The organism is Cocleimonas sp. KMM 6892, assembly GCF_035798195.1.
Classification (GTDB): domain Bacteria; phylum Pseudomonadota; class Gammaproteobacteria; order Thiotrichales; family Thiotrichaceae; genus Cocleimonas; species Cocleimonas flava.
In genome coordinates, this window is the sequence record NZ_JAPFBV010000002.1 from 637104 (window position 1) to 660505 (window position 23402).

The following is a 23402-nucleotide window of genomic DNA, read 5'->3' on the forward strand; positions in this document are numbered from 1 at the left end:
TGGAATTTGTATATGGCTAGCGATATAGAAATAATTGAAAGTTTTCTTGATGCATTATGGTCAGAGAGAGGTTTAAGTAACAATACGCTAGCTGCTTATGGTCGAGACTTAAAAGCCTTATCAGCCTGGCTAGAATCAAAACAAACTGATTTATTATCAACAACTCATCCCTTATTACTTGAATATATAGCAAGCCGAATCAATAAAGGCAGTAAAACCACTAGTATGGCTAGAGTGATTTCAACCTTTAGGCGTTTTTATCGTTATCAATTACGAGAAAGAAACCTTACAGAGGACCCTACCGCGTTAATCGAGTTACCTAAATTAGGGAAGTCTTTACCAAGCACGTTAACTGAAACTGAAATAGAATTATTGTTAAACGCACCATTAATTGATGATGCTATTGGTCTCCGCGACAGAGCAATGTTGGAACTGATATATGCAACAGGTTTACGTGTCTCTGAACTTGTGTCGTTACGTTACAACCAATTGAGCCTACAACAAGGCGTTGTTAGAGTTATCGGCAAAGGCAACAAGGAAAGGCTGGTTCCAATGGGAGACGAAGCAGTTATTTGGTTGACTAAATATTTAGATGAATCCAGAGCAGAATTAATGACAGGGAAGGGCGTTTGCGATCAACTTTTTGTGACTCGCAGAGGCTCTGGTATGACTCGTCAGGCGTTTTGGTATTTGATAAAAAAATATGCACAACAGTCTGGAATCAAACAAAAACTATCCCCTCATACATTAAGACATGCATTTGCGACACATTTATTGAACCATGGAGCAGATTTGAGGGTCGTACAATTATTGCTGGGTCATAGTGATTTATCGACAACACAAATTTACACGCATGTTGCTAAAGCACGATTACAATCGATTCATCAAAAACACCATCCACGTGGTTAATTTTACTTTTAAAAAAGATGCATCTAAAACAAATAATGATACGTTAATCGACTGTATTTGTGTGGGATAGCTGTTTATTATAAAATCGCAATGGATAACTAAAATAATGGCCTTATTGTATATATGTAAGGTTTAAAACTAATAATTTAAGGGATAAAAATGATTAAAAAAATAATATTGGCAACATCGTTGTTCTTTTTAGCATCATCGATGACGCCAGCACTGGCTAAAGTTGAAAGCACGAATGCTGATACAGCTCAAGCCATAACAGAATTGAAGCAAAAATTGAAGACACGATTCAAGTCAGAACCGTCTTCAATCAAAGAGAGTTTACTCCCTAATGTGTTTGAAGTTATGTATGGGACTGAAGTAATTTATGTCTCTAGTGACGGTAAATACTTTCTAGCGGGTGACATGATCAACCTGGATACTAGAGAAAACCTATCTGAAGTGGCTAAACAGTCAGTTAGAAAAGATATTATCGATAGACAAGATAATAAGCCGGTAACATTCAAAGCTAAAAACGAAAAGCACGTTTTAAAAGTTTTTACTGATATTGATTGCCCGTACTGCGCAAAACTTCACAGAGAAGTGCCTGAGTTAAATGCTAAAGGCATTACTGTCGAGTATTTGATGTTCCCAAGAGCAGGGATAGGGTCTGGTTCGTTTAAGAAAGCAGTAAGTATGTGGTGTGCAGATGATCAACTGCAAGCAATGACAGACGCAAAAGAAAGAAAGCCTATAGCCGAAAAGACGTGTGATAACCCTATTGAAGCTCAATACACACTTGGTCAAGAAGTTGGTGTAACAGGTACACCTGCATTAGTAACTGAGTCAGGACGTTTAATCCCTGGTTACATGCCAGCAGATCGACTAGCAGCTGCACTTGATGCTGATAAGTAGAAATTTGACACTTAAATTTCTTTCTCGTTAATCCATCCTGAGGTATAGTCGATGCTTCAGTAAATTTTCTGCAGGAGAGATTCAATTTTTACGAGAGAACAATTCAAATTTGTTTTCTATAGTGAATTATTGAACACCGAAGGCGCAAATCCGCTCGGAAACGCTCAGGTAAAAGGACTGCAGGTAAAAACACTGGCTCTGGAGAGTGAAACACAGTTTCCACCGAAGGGTTTAACCTAATTTTGCTTAGTCGCATATATTTAGGGAATCTCTCAGGTACAAGGACAGAGGGGCGGCAGATTGAAGAATCTGCCGCCCCTTTTTTTTGTTTAAAATTAAGTTTAAAGGAAATTTTATGTCCGAATCATCACAGAATCAAACACCTAAAAGAACCCCGTTATACGATCAACACCTTAAAGCTGGTGGCAAAATGGTAAATTTTGCAGGTTGGGATATGCCAATTAATTATGGCTCGCAAGTAAAAGAACACAAACAAGTTCGAGAAGATGCTGGGATGTTCGATGTTTCCCACATGGTTGTTTTAGATTTTAAAGGAAAAGATGTTAAAAAATTCCTACAAAATTTATTAGCTAATGATGTGGCAAAATTAAAAGAATCAGGCAAGGCATTATACAGTGCGATGTTGAATGAAAAAGGTGGAGTCATTGATGACTTAATCGTTTATTACCTCGCAGATGATTTTTATCGCATGGTTGTTAATGCCGCAACTCGTGAAAATGATCTCAAATGGATAAATCAACAAGCTACTGATTATGATCTGACTCTTACAGAAAGAGACGATCTCGCAATGATTGCGGTACAAGGCCCTAATGCCAGAGAGAAGGCAAATGCAACCTTGAGTGATTCCGATCAAAAATTAGTATCAGATCTAAAACCTTTCTTTGGCGTACAATTAGGTGAAAGCTTTTATGCACGCACAGGTTATACCGGTGAAGACGGATATGAAATTATGGTTCCTAATGAATCAGCCTCTGCTTTATGGAATGCATTAATTGATAATGGTGTATCACCAATTGGACTAGGTGCACGCGACACACTACGCCTTGAAGCAGGTATGAATTTATATGGTACTGATATGGATGAAACTATATCTCCATTAGCAGCAGCCATGGGCTGGACTATTGCATGGGAACCAGAAGATAGAAACTTTATTGGCCGAGAAGTTCTTGAAAAAGAAAAACAAAATGGCTCTAAAGAAAAACTTGTTGGATTGGTGCTAGAAGACAAAGGCGTATTACGCGGCCATCAAAAAATAGTGACTGAATTTGGAGATGGTGAAATAACCAGCGGGTCATTCTCACCAACGTTAGGTAAGGCTATAGCCTTTGCGCGTATTCCTACAGAAGCAAAAGATACTTGTCAGGTAGACATTCGAGGCAAACTGCTTACTGCCCGCATTGTTAAACCACCATTCGTTAGAAATGGTAAAGCACTCATCTAGAATTAGATATTACACCCTTAATTTACACTTTCTTTTTAGAAATAATTAACTGAAATCGGAGAACGATTATGAGCAATGAGAACCCTAGCGATCTTAAGTACACCAAAACTCACGAATGGGTTAGAGATAATGGTGACGGAACAGCAACTATTGGAATTACAGAACACGCGCAAGAATTATTAGGCGATGTTGTTTTTGTTGAATTACCAGAAGTAGAAACAACACTTACTGAAGAAGAAAACTGTGGTGTTATTGAATCAGTAAAAGCTGCATCTGATATGTATGCACCATTAGCGGGCGAAGTTACAGAAGTTAATGAAGAGCTTGATAGCGAACCAGAGTTAATCAACACAGCACCGTTTGGTGAAGGCTGGATTTTCAGCATGAAACTTAATGATATCGCAGACCTGGATAACCTATTAAGTGCTGACGAATACGAAGCTGAGTGTCAGGAATAATTAGCTACCAGCTATATTCCATTTGATTCATATCCCTTTAACAATGCATTAAACTTATCTATGAAAAACTTACCACTAAATATTTTAGATCAGCACGATGATTTCATCTCTCGTCATATTGGACCTCAAACAGAAGATTTGAATGAAATGCTGGAAGTTATTGGCGTTTCATCACTCGATGAACTTGCCGATAAAACAGTACCAGAAACAATCCGTATTAGAGAACCCTTAAAACTCGACGACAGCTGTTCTGAAAGAGAAGCGTTAGAGACTCTTAGTGATATTGCAGATAAGAATGTTGTTAATAAGTCATTTATTGGGCTGGGATATTACGACACTATCGTACCTTCCGTAATTCAGCGTAATGTTTTAGAAAATCCTGGTTGGTATACAGCTTATACGCCATATCAGGCTGAAATTTCTCAAGGTCGTTTAGAAGGTCTTTTGAATTTTCAGCAAATGATCATGGATTTAACGGGCATGGACATGGCGAATGCTTCATTACTTGATGAAGCTACAGCAGCGGCTGAAGCCATGGCTTTGTGTAAGCGATCAAATCGTTTAAAAACGGATAAGTTTTTTGTAGACGAAGCTGTTTTCCCGCAAACGCTAGAGGTTATGAAAACTCGTGCTCAATACTTTGGTTTTGAATTAATCATTGGAAATCCACAAGAAGACCTGAAAAACCACGAAGTGTTTGGTGTTCTTCTGCAATACCCTGGAACATCCGGTGAAGTAAGCAATATTGAACCAATCATTACACAAGCACATGAGCAAAAAGCACTTGTCTGTGTGGCTGCTGATCTGATGTCTTTGGTATTATTGAAAGCCCCCGGTGAAATGGGTGCCGATATTGTTTTCGGGACATCTCAACGTTTTGGTGTACCAATGGGCTTCGGTGGTCCACATGCTGCATTCTTTGCAGTACAAGATAAGCTAAAGCGCTCTGTGCCAGGACGCGTTATTGGTGTTTCTGTGGATTCACGCGGCAATCAGGGGCTGAGAATGGCGATGCAAACGCGTGAGCAACATATTCGACGTGATAAAGCCACTTCGAACATATGTACTGCTCAAGCTTTATTGGCGAATATGGCCGGCTTCTATGCGGTTTACCATGGAGCGGAAGGTTTAAAACGTATAGCGTCAAGAATTAATCGTTTAACCAGCATCTTTGCTGCCGCTGTGCGCCAAAGCGATCTCTCTAAAGCCGAATATATTGTTAACACAAGCTGGTTTGATACCTTAACGGTATTTGTTGGTGATCATCAGCAAGCCTTTTATAAAGCAGCTTTGGATAAAGGTATAAACCTACGTCTGGTTGAATCCGATAAAATTGGAATCAGTTTTGATGAAACTAAAACAGCTAAAGACCTGGAAACACTCTTTGAAATTTTCTTTGGTAAAGACCATCAGTTAACGGTCGCTGACCTTGATGATCTAATCGTCAATGACAAAGCTGAGTCTGGTATTCCAGCGGATTATCAACGCGAAACATCATTCCTGACTCATGAAGTTTTCAAACAGCATCATACCGAAACAGAAATGATGCGTTACCTGAAACGTCTTGAAAATAAAGACTTATCACTTGTACATGCAATGATTCCTTTGGGGTCTTGTACCATGAAGTTAAATGCTGCGAGTGAACTCATGCCACTCAGCTGGTCAAAGTTTTCTAATATCCATCCATTTGCTCCTAAAGAACAGACGGTTGGCTACCACGAAATGATTGATCAATTAGAAGCCTGGTTAGCTGAAGTAACAGGATATGCCGCAGTCTCTATGCAACCCAATTCGGGAGCTCAGGGCGAATATGCGGGACTTGTTGCTATTAATCGTTATAACAAAAGTATAGGTCAAGGACATCGTAATATCTGTCTTACACCGACTTCTGCTCATGGTACTAATCCAGCATCAGCTGCTATGGCCAGAATGAAAATTGTTTTGGTTAATTGTGATGATAATGGCAACGTCGACCTTGAAGATTTACGCACAAAAGCTGAAGCAAACAAAGATGATTTAGCCTGTATTATGGTTACATATCCTTCTACACACGGTGTTTTTGAAGAAGGTATTGTTGAGATGTGTAAGATTGTTCACGATTGCGGTGGTCAAGTCTATCTTGATGGTGCAAATCTAAACGCTCAAAAAGGCTTATCTAAACCCGGCGTTTTCGGTTCGGATGTATCTCATCTTAATTTGCACAAAACCTTTGCCATACCACATGGTGGCGGTGGACCTGGTGTCGGGCCTATTGGTGTACGTAGCCATTTAGCACCTTTCCTTCCAGGGCATATTAATAACGAAGAAGATAAAACACATGCTGTCTCTGGTGCTCCTTTCGGCAGTGCATCTATTCTTACAATTTCGTGGATGTATATGAAAATGTTGGGCGCTGAAGGTAACGCTGCAGTGAGTAAAATGGCAATAGTAAACGCTAACTACATCACTGAACGTTTAGCACCTCATTATCCTGTTCTTTATAGAGGCAAGAACGGTCGTGTTGCTCACGAATGTATCATCGATATAAGGCCCATAAAAAATGAGTCGGGAATATCTGAAGAAGATATTGCTAAACGTCTTATGGACTATGGCTTCCACGCACCTACTATGTCATTCCCTGTGGCTGGAACGTTGATGATAGAACCAACAGAATCCGAATCTAAATATGAATTAGATCGTTTTTGTGACGCCATGATTGCAATTAGAGAAGAAATCAAAAATGTAGAGACGGGCGTTTGGTCACTGGAAAACAATCCATTAGTGAATGCACCACATACTATCTTTGATATTTCAGAAAACTGGGATAGACCATATTCGCAAGAAACGGCTGTATTACCAAAAGGTGTCATCGCAACCAGTAAATATTGGCCTACGGTTAATCGTATAGATAATGTGTATGGTGACCGTAATTTGGTATGCTCTTGTCCTTCTATAGAAAGTTACCGATAGTAGCTATTTGGTAGCTTTTATTTAGAACGATTATTTCTAGATAAAGGAGCCAAAATGGCTGGTAGTGGTAATACAGGCATAACACGCTGGGTAAAAGCCTTAGGCTTTACCTGGCTCGGTTTAAAAGCGACTTACAAACACGAAGAAGCCTTCCGACAGGAAGTTTGGTTATTAGCAGTATCAACACCGATTGCTTTGTGGTTTGGAGATTCAGGGATTGAAAAAGCACTACTGATAGGCAGTGTGCTTTTGCTATTGATTGTTGAGTTATTAAATTCCGCAATAGAAGCGGTGGTAGATCGTTTTGGTGGAGAACACCATGAATTATCCGGCAGGGCTAAAGATATGGGTTCTGCTGCTGTATTTGTTGCAATGATGAATACTGCGATTGTCTGGTTATTTGTACTTTGGCCTTAGTTACAATTATCTTTGGCCATACTTTGACTATAGCTTATCCCTTTAAAAATTGATCATTAAGAAAGGTATGAAAAAAACAGCCCCAAAGTAGGGGGGTGGCTTAAGTTTATTTATAATTGATCTAATTCGACCATTAAACATACAACCAATATTTTGAAATCTAAGGACGACTTTTCTTGCCTTTAATTAGGCAGAAAAGTCATCCATCTATATATATCAGCCTGTTTATAGGCGTTTATTTGTTTGCTGACGCGGCCATAACATTAAATTTCTGTAAGTCTGTCAGTATATGCGCCGCTTCATTTAAGAACACATCTACAGGTTGCTTAGTAAAGATATCGTCATTTTTCTTTTCTTGGGCGTCGCGCAATTCTTTAATGGTTTTATATGCAGGTAGACCATTTGCTTTTTGTAGATTATTTTCTAATGCCAATAATCGCTTATTAAAATCTTCCCGCTTTGCTTGTCGTTTTTTCAAGTTTAAAGAAACAACTTTTTCATTACCGGCATCTACCAACAACTTCACTCTATCTACCGTAGTTTTAAATTTAGGGTCATTCGAAATTCGTTCTAATGATTTAGTTCTAGCCTGTTGAATAGCAGCAGCTCCGAAGGCATTTTTATAATCTTTGTGCTTAGCCATTTCAATGCGTCTCCAAGGTAATGCATTCTTGAATGCACGCTCCCCAAAATCACCATCGACTTGTGGTAAATCCCAGGATAAATCAGGAACCACACCCTTATGCTGGGTACTTTCACCATTCACACGGAAGAATTGCGCTGACGTGATTTTGATCTGCCCTAAAGGTTTATCGAATGTTTTACGGGTATAAGACTCTAATGGCAATACAGTTTGTACCGTACCTTTACCAAAAGTAGTTTCACCTATAATTACGCCACGTTTATAGTCCTGAATAGCGCCAGCAAAAATCTCCGATGCCGAAGCACTGCCTTTATCTATCATCACTGCCATAGGGCCGTTATAAACGACACCAGAATCATTATCACGAAGAATATCTGTACGACCAGTCGTATCGTTAATCTGTACAACAGGACCCTGATCGATAAACAAGCCAGTCAAAGAGACAACTTCACTTAAAGATCCGCCGCCATTGCCGCGTAAATCGATAATCAGATCATCAATACCTTCTTTGTTTAATTCAATTAAAAGTTTTTTAACATCACGCGTGGTGCCAGCGTATTCGGCATCTCCACGATTACGGGCTTTAAAATCGATGTAGAACGAGGGAAGATCGATAACACCAACTTTCACTTTTCCTTCGGGTCTTTCTATTTCGATGATTCTTTTGCTTGCAGCCTGATGCTCAAGTTTTATTTTATCTCTAACTATTTTTACTGTCTTCGCTTTACCACTTAAACCTGTCTCATTAGGTAATACCGATAAAACTACGGTACTGCCTTTTTTACCACGAATGATATTAACCACGTCGCTTAAGCGCCATCCAACAATGTCTTTGATGCTGTTTTCTGTTTTTTGACCCACACCAATGATTCTATCGCCTGCTTTTATCTGACCAGTAAGGTCAGCAGGACCACCTGGTACGACACTAATAATCTTGGTGTGCTCTTCATCAGTTCTGAGTACAGCACCGATTCCGCTTAACGATAAACTCATATTAATATCGAATTGTTCTGATGAACGCGGCGAAAGATATGAAGTATGAGGTTCAATAGCACCTGCATAAGCATTTACGATAGTTTGAAATAATTCGTTGCTTTTGATCTGGTTGGTTCTTTTCGTCATGCTCGCATAACGTTTTTTTAACTTACTGATAACTTCTTTAGGCTTTTCATCAGAGAGTATTTGATTGATATAGTCATTCTTTATTCGCTTATCCCAAAGTATATTCAATGCCGTAGAATTTACTTCCCAGCGCGCTTTTTCACGATCCAGGTTATATTCTTCGTCTTTGGTAAGATCGAATTTTTGATCCAATCGTTGAATCGCATATTGAGAGCGTTCATTGACTCTTTGCTGATATTTTTTGAAAATATTAACGGCAACTTCAGTTTCGCCGGCATTAATGTAATCGTCGAATTTGTCACGATGCTTATCAAACTGAGTTATATCGGCTTGTGTGAAGTAGATACGACTTGGGTCTAATTGTTTAATGTATTGATCTAAGATTTTCCCTGAGAATTCATCATTTAATTCAAACTTTTTATAATGATAACGCTTGAGCATGCTGTTGATAATTTTGTATTCAAAACTATGTCTTGGCGTTAACTGTTCAAGGTTAGTATCTGTTTTTTCAGCAGCATTTGCAGACTCAATTAAAGAGGTGCCAGCAGGTGGCGTACCTAGACAACCAACACTGATCGAAATAAGTCCTGATAATAATGAAACTTTTAAAACTGAATTGAGTTTAAGAGTTTTTAGTTTGTTTATGGTATTGGTCATTATAGTTAGTATCTGCAAAGTTGAAATAATTCAAAGTATATGAAAAGACTATATCATTCGGCGTTAGAAAAAACTATTTACAAGGCTAGTCTAGCCTCATAAATATATGGCACATTAAGTAATTTAAGCTTAGCCTCATACTTTATACGCCACTTATACTTAAATAGAGGCATAAGTCGCAATTTCAAGTATGTGCATTGTCATAAATCACGGTATCATTATCGTTTTAAATTTTAATTAATAGGTTAAAGCCACAGTGAAAAAGATTGGAATAGTTGGTGCTACAGGATACACCGGCGTTGAATTACTTAGAATACTTGCCACTCACCCTGATGTCGAAATCACTTATGTAACTTCACGATCAAATGCTGGCACACGAGTAGATTCTATGTTTCCCAATCTACGTGGTTTCATTGACTTAGAATTCAGTGATCCAACCACTGATGCATTAGCCCAATGCGATTTAGTCTTTTTTGCTACTCCTAATGGCGTTGCCATGAAACATACGGCTGAATTAGTTAAAGCTGGTGTAAAAGTAATAGATTTGGCGGCAGATTTTAGAATCAAAGATCTGGATGTTTGGAGTAAATGGTATGGCATGACCCATGCATGTCCAGAACTGGTTGAACAAGCTGTTTATGGTTTACCAGAAATCAATAGAGAAAGGGTTAAATCAGCCAATCTAGTAGCAAACCCAGGCTGTTACCCAACGTCGGTTATATTAGGACTGATGCCATTATTGGAATCCGGCCTTATAGATCTGGATAATATTATTGCTGATACGAAATCAGGTGTAAGCGGCGCAGGTAAACAAGCCAATGTGGCGACACTCTTTAGTGAAATGGGCGAAAGTTTTAAAGCATATGGGGTAGGTGGGCATAGACACTTACCGGAAATTGCACAAATATTTTCACTCATCGCTGACACAAAAGTAGATTTAACTTTTGTACCTCATTTATTACCTATTATCAGAGGCATACACGCCACTATTTATGCTAATGCAAACAATGATATCGATTTTCAAGCACTGTATGAAGACCGCTACAAAAATGAGTTTTTTGTAGATGTACTTCCAGCTGGATCACACCCGGAAACAAGAAGCGTTAAAGCTTCAAATATGTGCCAGATTGCCGTACATAAAAATCCAGAAAGTTCACGTATCGTTGTATTATCCGTCATAGATAACCTGGTAAAGGGTGCTGCAGGACAGGCCGTTCAGAATATGAACTTAATGCTCGGTTTTGAAGAAAATATAGCAATTAATAAGCCAGCGCTTCTACCTTAAATAAACAAGTTAACTTGATACACAACAGCACTGAGTGTGTAAATTACCACTGATGAAATATCTTAGGAAATATGATGCTAGCTAAGAAAAAAAAGAATTATGAAGAGATACACCGTACCAGAATTGATTCACTAATCGGTGAAAACACCATAATTGAAGGCCATATCAATTTTGAAGGCAAAATGCATGTAGTTGGCACGATTATCGGTAACATTAATTCTGAATCTAAAGACTCTTTACTCATTTTAAGTGAAGGTGCTTTAATAGTAGGCGATGTCACGGTTAACCATTTAATTGTTAATGGGCAAATTGATGGCAGCGTTTATGTAGACGGTAAGGTTGAATTATTCGATAAAGCCCGCATTAATGGTGATGTACATTACAGTTTACTCGAATTACCAGTAGGTGCAGAAGTAAACGGGAAATTGTTAAGACAAGACGAAAAAATAACAACAGATCAAAAGGGTTGACCTGTATTTTTTATCAACATTTTAACATTAAAAAGATATGGTTTATTTAGTTTAAACGCCAATCTAGGGTAAACTAGGAATTATCTAATACACATTTTTAAATTAGTTGTTTATCTCAGCATTAAATACCAATTAAGACGTTGAGTTATATCGCTAATTATTAAAAACCAAACGATTTATAAAGGTTAATATCATGACAGCAGAAACAGCAACAGTAGAAACAGCAAGTGCAGCACCAATTTTAAATTTTACAGATGCCGCTGCTAATAAAGTTAAAGGTTTGATTGATGAAGAGCAGAATGACAATCTAAAGCTACGAGTATTTGTATCTGGCGGAGGTTGTTCAGGCTTCCAATACGGTTTCACATTTGATGAGAGCATCAATGATGGTGACACGACTGTAGAAAAGAATGGCGTTAAACTACTTATTGACCCTATGAGTTTTCAATACCTTGTTGGTGCTGATATCGATTACACCGAAGGTCTTGAAGGTTCTCAGTTTGTTATTCGTAACCCGAATGCAAAAACAACGTGTGGTTGTGGATCTTCATTCAGCCCAGAATAATAAGCATTAGTACTATTCATAAAAAAGGCAGCCTTAAAGGCTGCCTTTTTTATTAGATTTAAAAACGTTTTAGAAAGTCGATAACTCTACACCAACACTTAGCATATTGATGTCACTAGATTCAGAATCTGACGTCTCGACATCCAGAACTTTTTCCCATTCCGCACGCAATTTAGTGTTTTCATTGATGTGCATTTTTGCACCAACACCAAAACTTGCACCAAAACCACTCTCAGTGCCATCCGTATTATCACTGCTCCAACGTGTCGCGCCGACTTTACCAAACACATCAAACTGTTCAGTAACGGGAAGTGTACCCACGCCATAAGCGGAAAAAGCACTCACATCAGAGTTTTGGCCATTCTTGTAGATATCGCCTAAATTCATATAAGCACCTTCTACACTAAGCTTATCAGTGAACTTGTAGCCACCAAATATTTTCCAGGCGGTATCTGTATCTTCACAGTTTGATTCACCCGAACAATAGCTGCTCGCTTCAGAGGCGCCAATTGAGCCACCAAAAAAGTAAGGATTCGCGATAGAACCGAAACCACCCGATGTATTATCAACATAATTCGTTGATGCTTTTTTATAATCGAAAGGTTTAGGTAGATCAGCGTAAGAAACAGAAACGATAGAGATTAACCCGAGCAAAATCACGGATTTCTTTAAGGACTTCATTGTTATACCCCAGTTTTTTTATTATTTTTCCTTGGTGATAATCTTATTCCACCTAACGTGAGTGGTAAAGATGCACTGGATAAGCGGTTAGTAAACGACCGCAGCTTTATAGGTTTGAAACAGTCTCTTTCCCTGATTAATCGTTCCTTTGGCAGTGAGATGAGTAACATCATACTTTTCCAGGCCATTCATCGACATAAAAGTAATTGAGGCATCATCATTAGCCAACTTCTTTTGAGCCGCGACTATTTCTGGTTGAGTCCTAACCCGTGGGTGCTGTTCATCAACACTGAGTATTACTGGAAGAGACGGATCTCGTAATACATGATTACGCATATTCTTAAGTAAATTGTTTAAGCGCCAATGGTATTCTCTGGCCAAATAGGGATCATTCGCATCGGTCTCACCCTGAATCCATATAAATGCTCTTGGCGTTACTGTGTGACCTTGATTCTTGAGTTCATGTATCGCTACATTGAGGTTACGTACCATATCGTCATACAAACCATTCTGACCGGGCGCTTTCCAATCATTTTTTATACTCGTACCGCCAGAACTGTATTTGAAAATAGCAGGGCGCATATTTAATTGAAAAAGGGCACGGGCAAAAGTAACTTCTGGCCCAAAGTGTCCTTTCTGAAAATGACCAATCTGCGGACCTAAAGTCTCCCAATGCTTATTAGAAGAACCGTAATTTAATGCTTCAAAATAGAAAGGTATCTCAGCATCTTTATACGTGGGATCAGGTGGATACATCGCGGCATCACTGCGCCAACCCTGCATATTAGATTGACCTGCCATGATGAATAAATCTATTTCATCCGCGTATGCCGTTATTGTAAATATTTGTAATAAAAAACAAAGTGTAATTTTCATAGATTATGATACGCAGGTATTAAGCAGTTAATGACCAGTATGTTGCTATTTCAAATAGACTTTATCAAGACGTTATTTGAAGAATAGTTGTATTAAATGCAGACATTACTAAAGTCTAACGCATTATCAACTAAGCAAGTGTTCATAAATTGCACTTAATTATTATATATCAGATAATTATAAGTTGATGCCAGCCAATTACCGATTATAAAAAAATGGCTATAAGTGGGGGGGTGTAAAATAACTCCTTGATTCACAATACATATTAGATACACCTTTGAAGTATCTATTTTTATTGATAAATTTACGGAAATTACATGTTAAAAATAATTTTACCAATTCTGGTTCTTGCGGCAGCGTTTACTTACACTCAATATTTAAAAGAAACTGCCCCAGAAGCCAGAAAACGTCCCGTTGTCAGAAGCTTACCTGTTGTTGAAGTTCAAACGCTAAAAAATACTGAATACACTGTCAATATTGAAGCATCAGGCACTGTGACCGCAGGCACTCAAACGAATCTGGTCGCTGAGGCTGCCGGTCGAATTATTCGTATATCTGACAATTTCTTAGAAGGTAATTACTTTGACAAAAACCAGATTTTACTAGAAATCGATCAATCTAATTATAAGAATGCATTAGAAATTGCAAAAAGCGAAGTTGCTGCCAATGAGGCAAGCCTGAAACAATTAATCGCTGAAGAAAAAAGCAATAAAAGGTCTATACAGCTCGCTCAACAGAATTTAGCTTTAGGTAAGAAAGAGTTCAATCGTGTAAATACCTTGTTGAGTAAGAAACTGATCTCTCGTTCATTAGTCGACGCAGAAGACCAGAAAATCAATCAGCTCGAACAATCATTACAGAATCTCAATGGCTTACAAACAACCTATGAAAGTAAGATAAACGCCATTCAAGCGAATATCAATTCAAGGAAAGCTAACTTAAAACAAGTCGAATTGAATCTCTCTCGCACAAAACTTAAAGCGCCTTATAGCGGCAGAGTCTTATCGAAAAATGTAAACGTCGGACAGTATGTTTCCGTTGGCACTGTATTAGGCGAAATATACGCCACTGATTATGTCAATGTTGAGTTACCGTTATCATTAAACCAATATGAATTACTGGATATGCCTGAAGCATTCCGCAATCAACGTATTGATAAAAAAACCTTACCAAGCGTCACTTTCTCAAGTCCAGACAGCCTTAAAAATGATCAATGGACAGGTTATGTAGATAGAACCAGTGCTGCTCTAGATGCAGAAAGTCGACAAATCAACGTCATTGCAAGGGTGGATAATCCTTATGAAGCGAAAGAAGGTGTTACTACTCCTATCCGTATTGGGCAGTATTTAAAAGCCACGATTAAAGGTAAAACATTTAAGAACGTCTTTATCCTCCCGTCAATTGCCGTTATTTATAATCGTGAAATTCGTATTTTAGAAGATGGGAAGCTCTCTATTATTCCCGTAAAAGTGTTATGGAACTCCAATACTGAGACAGTCGTTGAAGCAGACCCAACGTTTATCGGAAAACAAGTCATAACGACCAATTTACCGCAGGTTGTTGATGGCATGGAAGCTATTACCTTAGAAGCACAACAAGCTTTAAATAAGGAAAAAGCATCAAATAAAAAAAGAGGTAATAGAGAGGGAACGGGTAACAAAAATGTTACTGGAGAAAGAGGTGCTACTGGCCAAAAAGAAAGCAAAGAAAAGAGAGAAAGAGCAGATAAAAGAGAAAGAACCAACAAAGTTAATGACGAATTAAAATCAAAAAAACAAACAAACAAAGGCGAAAACAGTTAAATGAATATCAATTCGTCAGACATTAATGACATAAATAACAACGCCTCAGAGCCCTTTGACAGCACTCAATCAAAAGGCATCATTGCGTGGTTTGTAAACAACCCGGTTGCAGCAAATATATTGATGATTACGATCATTGTTACCGGTCTGTATACAGGTGCTAAATTAATCACTCTTGAATCGTTTCCTTCGTTTGAAACAGATGTGGTAAATATTTCAATTTCATATCCGGGGGCTACCCCTCAAGAAGTTGAAGAAGGGATTGCGATTCGTGTCGAAGATGCAATTGCAGACTTACCCGGCATAGATAAAATTTACAGCGATTCTTCCGAAGGTAGCGCATCAATCAGAGTTGAAATTCTCTCTAAATACGATGTAACTAAACTGCTTAACGAGATTAAGTCCAGAGTAGACAGTATCACCTCTTTTCCTGAGGATGCAGAGCAGCCCGTCATAGAACAACAGATACGGAGTCGGGCAGTAATTACAGTCGTCACTTATCAAGACAGTTTAGATGAAGTGGCCTTGCGCCGTAATACTGAAAAGATTCGCGATGAAATTCGCGGTTTACCCAATATCACGCAAATTTCCATGGGTGGTGTACGCCCCTGGGAAATCAGCATCAATGTACCTGAATCAACCTTAAGACAATATGATTTAACCTTGGGAGACATTTCTAACGTTATCAGCAATGCATCTCGAGACATACCTGGTGGAACGATTAAAGCCCAGTCTGGGGACATATTGGTTAGAACATTAGGGCAAGCGTACAAAAAAGATGATTTTGCAAATATTAAAGTGATCAGCAAGAAAAATGGCACCAGTATACGTTTGGGGGACATTGCCGATATAAATGATGGTTTTAATGAAGACCCTTTATACAGCGAATTTGATGGCAAGAAAGCTGCTTTTATTAACATATCCCGCGTGGGAGATCAAAATGCCATCGAACTTGCGAATACCGTTAAAGATTATATCGAAGCTCGTAATAAAACATTACCACCTGGATTACATCTAACCTATTGGCAAGACAGCTCTAAAATAGTTAAAGCACGTCTAAATACTCTGACGAATAGTTTGATTCAAGGAATAGGGCTTGTATTACTGTTGCTTGCATTGTTTTTACGACCCGATCTGGCTTTTTGGGTGAGCGTGGGTATTCCAATCAGCTTTCTTGGCGCTCTAGCTTTGATGCCACAATTAGGTATGACCATGAACATCATCAGCATGTTCGGTTTTATACTGGTATTGGGTATTGTGGTCGATGATGCCATTGTTACGGGTGAAAATATTTATTCTCACTTAGAGAAAACAGGTGACCCGAAACGAGCGGTCATAGAGGGAACACAAGAAATTGCAGTACCTGTTACTTTTGGTGTTTTAACGACAGTTGCCGCCTTTTTACCTTTGTTGATGATGGAAGGTAGACGTGGACCGATTTTTGCCCAGATTCCAATGGTAGTCATACCGGTATTGTTATTTTCATTGATCGAATCTAAATTCGTCTTACCTTCACATTTACGTCATATGAAATTACGTAAAAACAAAGACAATTTAAATATTTTCACTCGCATACAAAGATCGATTGCTCAAAGCCTTGTTTGGTTCGTTAAAAATATATATGCTCCATTCTTAAACGCCTGTCTTAACGCACGCTATTTAACGCTTACAGTGTTTATCAGTATATTAATTATTACCATTACCATGGTCACAACGGGTCGTTACAAGTACACATTTTTCCCACGTATAGAAAGCGAAACTGTTTCTGCGACCATCGAGATGCCGGAGGGGACTTCACTTGAGATAACTGAAAAGTACGTAAACAAAATGGTTTCAAGCGTAGAACTATTACAGAAGAAATACATCGAGCCTTATAGCGATGAAGGCTCTGAATCTTTGTCAGAACCTATGCCAGAATCATCATCAGGTAAAACCCAAAACCTATCATCTATTAATGACTCTGGCACAGGTACAGCTAAACAAGGACAAAGCATCATTAAGCATATTTTAGTCACTGTTGGCAGTGCCGGTCGAAGACCTAGCGGTAGTAGTGGTGTTGCCAATATTGCGACAATCACATTTGAGACAATCCCTCCTGAAGAGAGAAAACTCGATATAAGCACCATAGCATTAGTGCAAGAATGGCGAGACCTGATTGGTCCAATTCCCGGAGTAAAGGAACTGAGTTTCAGAGCAGAAATCGGAAGAGGTGGAGAACCCATCGATGTCCAACTGATTGGCACTGATTTCAATGAGCTTAATGATGTTGCGCTTTTAGTGAAAGCTAAATTGGGTGAATACGATGGTTTGTTTGATATTAAAAACAGTTACGAAGGTGGCAAAGCTGAAGTTCAGCTGAGAATAAAACCGTCTGCCGAGCAATTAGGATTAAATCTAACAACGCTAGGGCAGCAAGTAAGAAATTCTATTTATGGTGCTGAGGCACAACGTATTCAGCGTAATCAATCAGAAATAAAAGTCATGGTTCGAGCACCAAAGGGAGAAAGGTTATCCCTATCTGGACTACAAAACCTGAAGATACGTACACCTACAGGTGCATCCGTTCCATTAAGTGAAGTTGCAGAAGTGAGTATTGGCAAAGGCTCTTCGACCATTTCTCGCGTTGATAGACAGCGTATTATCAATGTTACGGCTGATCTGGACAAAGACAAGATCTCTGCGAATGCCGTAGTTGCTAATTTTAAAGAGTGGTTCCCGGATATTCTGGCTAATAATCCAGGAGTAAATTTCGACATGGAAGGGGAGCAAAGAGAGCAAAAAGAATCTAACTCGAGTCTAATGTTTGGATTTGCCGTAGCTTTAATCGCTATTTACATATTATTGGCAATTCCATTTGGCTCCTATTTTCAGCCAATCATGGTGATGAGCATCATACCTTTTAGTATTATCGGAGCTATCGGTGGTCACGCAATAATGGGAATGAGTTTGAGTGTAAGCAGTGTTATGGGTTTGTTAGCACTTGTAGGTGTGGTGGTGAATGATTCTTTAGTGTTGGTCGATTATACCAATAAGAAAATAAAGAGCGGTATTCCGGTTGCTGAAGCGATCAGAATTGCTGGTCAATCGAGATTTAGACCTATTCTACTCACTTCATTAACAACCTTTGCAGGTTTAACACCTCTAATACTTGAGAAGAGTACTCAAGCACAGTTTTTGATACCAATGGCTGTATCTTTAGGGTTTGGAATACTGTTTGCGACAATGCTTACTTTAGTATTGATTCCTACCTTCTATTTAATCGTTGAAGATTTCAAATCAATACTAAAGCGGTTACATATTATTAGAACGTGAACCAACGCTGCATAGCGGAGTTAATAATATCTCCGTTAAATAACTGATATAGCAAAAAAGCTGTCATAGCGGTTAACGCAGCAATCAATAAATAAAACAGAATATTGGTTAATTTATTCGCTGGTTCTGGTACTTCACCGTACTGGTTTAAACCGTTAGTACCAGGAATAAGCGCAAATATTATATTGGAAAATGGCACTACTGCTAATATTGCCAACCAGCCTGATTTATTAAAGTCATGACAACGTTGAATGGTTAGTCTTACCAAGATGAACAGCATAGCTATTATGGCTACACCCAGAATAGCGTAGGATGCTAATGTCGCCGCACTCCCCATATAGGTTAAAACACCAGCGATACTCGCCAGACTCCAAAAAATTATAAAAGGAAGCAACACTGAATAAAGAAAGTAGCGTTTACTTCCTATTCTTCCATCAGTGGAAAATAAATCTACTTCGCTATATCGTTGCAAAGTATGATTTTCAAATTGCATATTCATAGTATTTGAATTCCTAGACATCATAATATCCTTATAATGATTATTATTAACAATACTTACATAGAGTTTACGTTGCGATTATTCTGACAGATGCCGTTCAAAAAATATCCCGAGACACCGATAAGTGGATAATCTGTGTCGCGCAACGGTCAAAAACCAATAAAAATAATGAGTTATCTGTCCAAGTATTATCCGATAAAGTGCTGATGCTATTTCATTCAGGCACAAAAAAGCCGCCAAACAATCACTGTTTGGCGGCTTATGTTTATACGTTAGATCAAAGCCTTACTTTCGCTATGATCAACTGTATTTAACTCAGTTTAACTAATCAATTATTCAGCTTTAGCTGCTGGCGCTGCAGGTGCAGTAGTTGCAGCAGCAGGTGCTTTTTGCTGTGCCTGAGCATTCTGTTGAGCTTGCGCTTTTTGATGCGCTACAGACATTGCTTTTTGTTGGGCTGCAATTTGCTTGGCAAATGCTTCATATTGCTTACGCTGCGCTTCCATTTGAGCTTGCATTTGCTCATAACTTGGAGCGGCATAAGCAGGAGCCATCATGCGAGTTTGTGGCATCATACGTTGCTGAGGCATTTGCTGCATTTGAGGACGCATCATACGCTGTTGCGGCATTTGCATCTGCGGAGCATAACCGTTGTATCCACCGTAGTTGTTATTATTCCAAGGCATGTTTGCGTTATTGTTCCATGGCATATTGCTATTATTGTTCCAAGGCATGTTAGAACCGTATCCATTGCCGCTGTTTTGGCCTTGACCAGAACCGTACATATTGCCAGCAGTGTTGCCAGCGCCGTCCATATTACCCGCTGTGTTACCTGCGCCCTGACCAGAACCTGTTAGGTTACCAGCAGTATCCATATCAGTCTTGCCTTTACCTTTAAAGTTTATGCTGAAATCTACTTCGCCATCAGCGTCGCCTTTACCTGTTCCCCAACCTTGACCAGAACCATTTGCATTTCCAGTTGCATTACCTGCGCCTGAAGTATTTCCAGCGGCATTACCATAACCATTGCCCGAACCGTTTCCATTATTAAAACCATCCCACCAGTTAGCTGATGCTGTTCCTGATAGAGCGACCAATGCTGCAAAAGTAGCGATACGTAATTTCATTTTAAAACTCCTAGCGTGTATTATGAAAGTAATAAGGGATTAGTAGCAAAACCTAATTTATCAATATTCTAATATGCTAATATAGCTAAATCAACTATAACTTCTCGTTAAAAAGCAATCTATCCATTCAGAGATACACTCTCTATTTAATCAAGGATAGACGACATATTTGCCTATTTACCGGTCTTTCTTTTCCTAAACAATAACCAGAGTAATGCACATCTTCTAATAAATAATTAATAGAATTTAGATTAATTTTGTATACTGGTAAAAATCTATAAATCATAGAACTACACAGAAATACAAAGGGGAATACGATGGGTATCGCACCTGTAATGCTCGACTTAGATGGGCTGGAAATAACAAACGAAGAAAAAGAACTACTAAATCATCCTTTAGTCGGCGGAGTCATTTTTTTTAGTAGAAACTACGAATCGGTAGAACAATTGTCTCGATTGGTAGCCGATGTACGCCAGGCAACAAAAGGTAAATCGCTGCTAATCTGTGTTGATCATGAGGGTGGGCGTGTACAACGATTTAGAACAGAATTCACTACGTTACCAGCAATCGCAACATTAGCTGTATCAACAAACCCTGAAGAAAAGTCTTATTCGCATGGCTGGTTAATGGCTGCAGAAGTCAGGGCAATGGATATAGACTTCAGTTTTGCACCTGTTCTTGATGTTAATTTTGGTGTGAGTGAAGTCATCGGTGATCGTTCTTTCAACCGTAACCCTAAAACAATCTCAATTTTGGCAACAGAGTACATTAAAGGCATGCGAGAAGCAGGAATGGCATCGACCGGCAAACACTTCCCGGGCCATGGCGCTGTCACAGAAGATTCTCACCATGAAATTCCCGTTGATACGCGTAGTAGAGAAGAAATCTGGCAGGAAGATATCATTCCGTTTGCAGATTTAATTAAACAGGGACTGGATGCCGTGATGCCAGCGCATGTCATTTATAAAGAAATAGATGATAAACCCGCCGGTTTTTCACCGTATTGGTTACAAACAGTACTGCGCGATGAATTAAATTTTGATGGCGTAATTTTTAGTGATGACCTAACCATGGAAGGCGCATCTGTCATGGGTAACTACGCGCAACGCGCAGAAGCTGCCATTGACGCGGGTTGTGACATGGTGCTTGTTTGCAATAATCGCGCGGGCGCATTAGAAGTATTAAACAACGCTAAAATAAAACACAGTGAAGAGTCATCACAACGGTTAATGCGTATGCAGGGTAAACCATTTATGAATCGCTCCGCTTTATTAGATACTACTCGCTGGGCAGAGACCGTAGATGATATTACTGCACTTGCATAACGTTATTTAGAGTTGCTCGATGAAACGTACTCTCTAATTATCTCTAAAAAAAGGCCTCAAAGTAGGGGGGTGGCTTATGTTAATTAACCCTTTACTTTGAGGCCAATATAAAGTGATTGATAATAGACTGAAAACCTTCTCTGCATTGATTCATTACATTTGAGCCTTATATTACAACTATGTTTCGATTTACACTTTTCCCTCTACTTATAATCTTCGGCACATTGCTGTTTGGATTAGTGTCGTATTTCGTATATCGAAAAATCAAGAAAGTGCTAGTTTCAACCTACAAGAAAAGTGCAGAACTCGCCGCCGAAAAGCAACAGCAATGGAAAGATAAAGAAAACAAAAAACACTTACCTGAAATGTTACAAAAAGGCTTCGACACTTACGCCGACATTATACAAAGCACAGATAAATTACCACAGGAATGGTCTTCTCAAATACAGCCATTAACGTCTCAAACAAAACAAATATTAGACGAGTTAAGCTTTAAAGTTGCATCGATCAAAGACGATAAAAACACCAATCAGGTTAATGCAAAAAAAGATGACATTATTAACAGTATGCGGACTTTCTTCATCCACACGCTTGATGCTTTGCAACAATTCGTAGACAAAATTGCGCAAGATGCGGCACACATGACATCAGAACAAAAAGCCAAAGCACGTGAGAACATTCAGATATTAGCGGCGGACTTACAGCATCATCAAACCATTCTTGAAAAAAAGCGTAAATTTGATTTTGATGTGCTGATGGATGTAATTAAAGCACGCTTAAAATCCTGAGCGAATCCGGTATTGATAGTACAAGCCCATCGCCATCGTGCTGGTTAAAAATGCCGCAGCGCCACCGACAATGGCAAATCTCAAAAATACCTGAGCGCCATATAAACCATACATTACTTCGGTTTCAGGCATGTGTTTTAAACCAAAAAACAGCCCCGCAAGCACACTAGAAACAGCCACAACTAAAAATGCAGTCATCTTTAATGATGACGAAGCTTGCCAACCACTATCTGCAGTATTCTGAGTAATCTTAGCCGTTTGGTTTTTATTTCTGTTTAACCATCTCATTCCCCAGAACATCAACAATGCCAAACCAAATAATGAACTAAAATGCTGCAATACACGATAAGGCATAATGTCATAACCATCGATTGCCGTTAACGGAACATCCATCCAGTGAATGAATTGTGGTAATCCGGTCTCATGCGTAAAAAAGTCCCAGATGATATGGGTTAATGCGCCAACCACTAATGACAACACCAATACGTGACTTGGAATGTCTGGTAGCTTGCCCTGAAATAAATGACTGCCTAAGTGCTTTTGGATAAATTTTGGCAAAACCGACGTTATCACAGGCGCCATCAAAAAGTGATACAAAAAGTACACGGTTAAACCCATGGGAATACAAAATAAATACAAGCCAATCAGGGAATGACTGTCCATACGTTGATGCACTAAAAATGGAGTTATATAGGCAATATCTGGCGTCATGCTTCCGATAATCAGAGGCGACATTGCGCCATAGTTTCCCAAATACTTATATAAGGGGATAACAGCAACAGTATGTGAAACAGTAAATGGCATAAATAGGCTTTTTGTTATTGAGCTATTGTCAAAAATACAATCTTCCCTCATAATGCGCCGCTCTGCAATAATCACCTGTTTAAATGGTTACATTGCAGAATTAGTTGTCTATCTGTGGAGACTCACATTGGTTCTCTCGCGACGATAAGCTGCGAACCCCGCCAGGCCCGGAAGGGAGCAACGGTAGTAGTGGATTCGGGTGCCGAGGTGTAGCTGGTGTGAGTCACCTCCAGCTAATCAAAACGTCTTCCTGTTCTGTATACCCATTTAAAATCCCACCCAAATATAAGAAATAAACGCCTCAAAGTAGGGGGGTGACATTTTTCATTTGAAATGCCTGATTTTACT

Annotated in this window: 19 protein-coding genes, 1 other RNA gene and 2 riboswitches; of the genes, 14 read left to right on the forward strand and 6 right to left on the reverse strand. The window is 39.0% G+C overall.

Translation table 11 applies throughout. From position 1 onward, the window contains the following. The first annotated feature begins 12 nt into the window (after positions 1-12). The 6 genes from xerD to OO007_RS08410 all read left to right on the forward strand — a co-directional run bounded on the left by xerD (position 13) and on the right by OO007_RS08410 (position 7098). Positions 13-909 carry a site-specific tyrosine recombinase XerD gene (xerD, locus tag OO007_RS08385; RefSeq protein WP_131905220.1) on the forward strand — a complete coding sequence of 299 codons (897 nt, stop codon included), beginning with the start codon at positions 13-15 and terminating at the stop codon, positions 907-909. A 159-nt stretch (positions 910-1068) separates the two neighbouring features. Then, positions 1069-1812, forward strand: a complete 744-nt coding sequence (locus OO007_RS08390) for a DsbC family protein (protein ID WP_131905219.1) — start codon at positions 1069-1071, stop codon at positions 1810-1812. 61 nt (positions 1813-1873) lie between these two features. After that, positions 1874-2002, forward strand: a riboswitch (glycine riboswitch). A gap of 6 nt (positions 2003-2008) precedes the next feature. Further along, positions 2009-2102, forward strand: a riboswitch (glycine riboswitch). Positions 2103-2167: 65 nt separating this feature from the next. Further along, the gene (gene gcvT, locus OO007_RS08395; RefSeq protein WP_325808465.1) at positions 2168-3274 is read left to right on the forward strand and encodes a glycine cleavage system aminomethyltransferase GcvT; all 1107 of its coding nucleotides are present in this window, start codon (positions 2168-2170) and stop codon (positions 3272-3274) included. A 68-nt stretch (positions 3275-3342) separates the two neighbouring features. Then, positions 3343-3732 carry a glycine cleavage system protein GcvH gene (gene gcvH, locus OO007_RS08400; RefSeq protein ID WP_131905217.1) on the forward strand — a complete coding sequence of 130 codons (390 nt, stop codon included), beginning with the start codon at positions 3343-3345 and terminating at the stop codon, positions 3730-3732. Positions 3733-3792: 60 nt separating this feature from the next. Continuing rightward, complete coding sequence (gene gcvP / locus OO007_RS08405; RefSeq protein WP_325808466.1) at positions 3793-6681, forward strand: aminomethyl-transferring glycine dehydrogenase; 2889 nt, start codon at positions 3793-3795, stop codon at positions 6679-6681. A 54-nt stretch (positions 6682-6735) separates the two neighbouring features. Further along, positions 6736-7098: a diacylglycerol kinase gene (locus OO007_RS08410; protein WP_325808467.1), complete on the forward strand. Its 363-nt coding sequence runs from the start codon at positions 6736-6738 to the stop codon at positions 7096-7098. Between the two features lie 235 nt (positions 7099-7333). On the opposite strand, the gene OO007_RS08415 is transcribed toward OO007_RS08410, so the two are convergent. After that, on the reverse strand, positions 7334-9520 hold the full coding sequence (locus OO007_RS08415; protein WP_325808468.1) for a carboxy terminal-processing peptidase: 2187 nt from the start codon (positions 9518-9520) through the stop codon (positions 7334-7336). Between the two features lie 256 nt (positions 9521-9776). Here OO007_RS08415 and argC point away from each other — a divergent pair, with 256 nt between their 5' ends. The 3 genes from argC to erpA all read left to right on the forward strand — a co-directional run bounded on the left by argC (position 9777) and on the right by erpA (position 11840). Beyond that, the gene (argC, locus tag OO007_RS08420; protein WP_131905213.1) at positions 9777-10805 is read left to right on the forward strand and encodes an N-acetyl-gamma-glutamyl-phosphate reductase; all 1029 of its coding nucleotides are present in this window, start codon (positions 9777-9779) and stop codon (positions 10803-10805) included. Positions 10806-10879: 74 nt separating this feature from the next. Next, positions 10880-11275, forward strand: a complete 396-nt coding sequence (locus OO007_RS08425) for a bactofilin family protein (RefSeq protein ID WP_243651522.1) — start codon at positions 10880-10882, stop codon at positions 11273-11275. A 193-nt stretch (positions 11276-11468) separates the two neighbouring features. Beyond that, complete coding sequence (erpA, locus tag OO007_RS08430; protein ID WP_131905211.1) at positions 11469-11840, forward strand: iron-sulfur cluster insertion protein ErpA; 372 nt, start codon at positions 11469-11471, stop codon at positions 11838-11840. Positions 11841-11909: 69 nt separating this feature from the next. Here the strand turns inward: erpA and OO007_RS08435 are convergent, their stop codons facing one another. Next, entirely contained in the window at positions 11910-12521 is a 612-nt protein-coding gene (locus tag OO007_RS08435; RefSeq protein ID WP_325808469.1) for an outer membrane beta-barrel protein, read from the reverse strand. 87 nt (positions 12522-12608) lie between these two features. After that, the gene (locus OO007_RS08440; protein ID WP_325808470.1) at positions 12609-13397 is read right to left on the reverse strand and encodes a sialate O-acetylesterase; all 789 of its coding nucleotides are present in this window, start codon (positions 13395-13397) and stop codon (positions 12609-12611) included. Between the two features lie 317 nt (positions 13398-13714). Here OO007_RS08440 and OO007_RS08445 point away from each other — a divergent pair, with 317 nt between their 5' ends. Beyond that, positions 13715-15199: an efflux RND transporter periplasmic adaptor subunit gene (locus OO007_RS08445; RefSeq protein WP_325808471.1), complete on the forward strand. Its 1485-nt coding sequence runs from the start codon at positions 13715-13717 to the stop codon at positions 15197-15199. Beyond that, on the forward strand, positions 15200-18511 hold the full coding sequence (locus OO007_RS08450; protein WP_325808472.1) for an efflux RND transporter permease subunit: 3312 nt from the start codon (positions 15200-15202) through the stop codon (positions 18509-18511). It begins immediately after the preceding gene. On the opposite strand, the gene OO007_RS08455 is transcribed toward OO007_RS08450, so the two are convergent. Next, positions 18501-19010, reverse strand: a complete 510-nt coding sequence (locus tag OO007_RS08455; RefSeq protein ID WP_165874644.1) for a DUF805 domain-containing protein — start codon at positions 19008-19010, stop codon at positions 18501-18503. The genes OO007_RS08450 and OO007_RS08455 overlap by 11 nt on opposite strands. Before the next feature lie 332 nt (positions 19011-19342). Continuing rightward, positions 19343-20137, reverse strand: coding sequence for a hypothetical protein (locus tag OO007_RS08460; RefSeq protein WP_325808473.1), 795 nt, complete (start codon positions 20135-20137; stop codon positions 19343-19345). 317 nt (positions 20138-20454) lie between these two features. On the opposite strand from OO007_RS08460, the gene nagZ reads away from it, so the two are divergent. Next, the gene (nagZ, locus tag OO007_RS08465) at positions 20455-21462 is read left to right on the forward strand and encodes a beta-N-acetylhexosaminidase (protein ID WP_325808474.1); all 1008 of its coding nucleotides are present in this window, start codon (positions 20455-20457) and stop codon (positions 21460-21462) included. Between the two features lie 239 nt (positions 21463-21701). Beyond that, positions 21702-22250 carry a hypothetical protein gene (locus OO007_RS08470; protein ID WP_325808475.1) on the forward strand — a complete coding sequence of 183 codons (549 nt, stop codon included), beginning with the start codon at positions 21702-21704 and terminating at the stop codon, positions 22248-22250. Here the strand turns inward: OO007_RS08470 and OO007_RS08475 are convergent. Beyond that, positions 22239-23054 (reverse strand): DUF4184 family protein, encoded by an 816-nt coding sequence (locus tag OO007_RS08475; RefSeq protein ID WP_325808476.1) that lies wholly within the window; start codon positions 23052-23054, stop codon positions 22239-22241. The genes OO007_RS08470 and OO007_RS08475 overlap by 12 nt on opposite strands. Positions 23055-23179: 125 nt before the next feature. Between OO007_RS08475 and ffs the strand changes: the two genes are divergently transcribed. Continuing rightward, an RNA gene (ffs, locus tag OO007_RS08480) (signal recognition particle sRNA small type) lies at positions 23180-23276 on the forward strand. Positions 23277-23402: the final 126 nt, after the last annotated feature.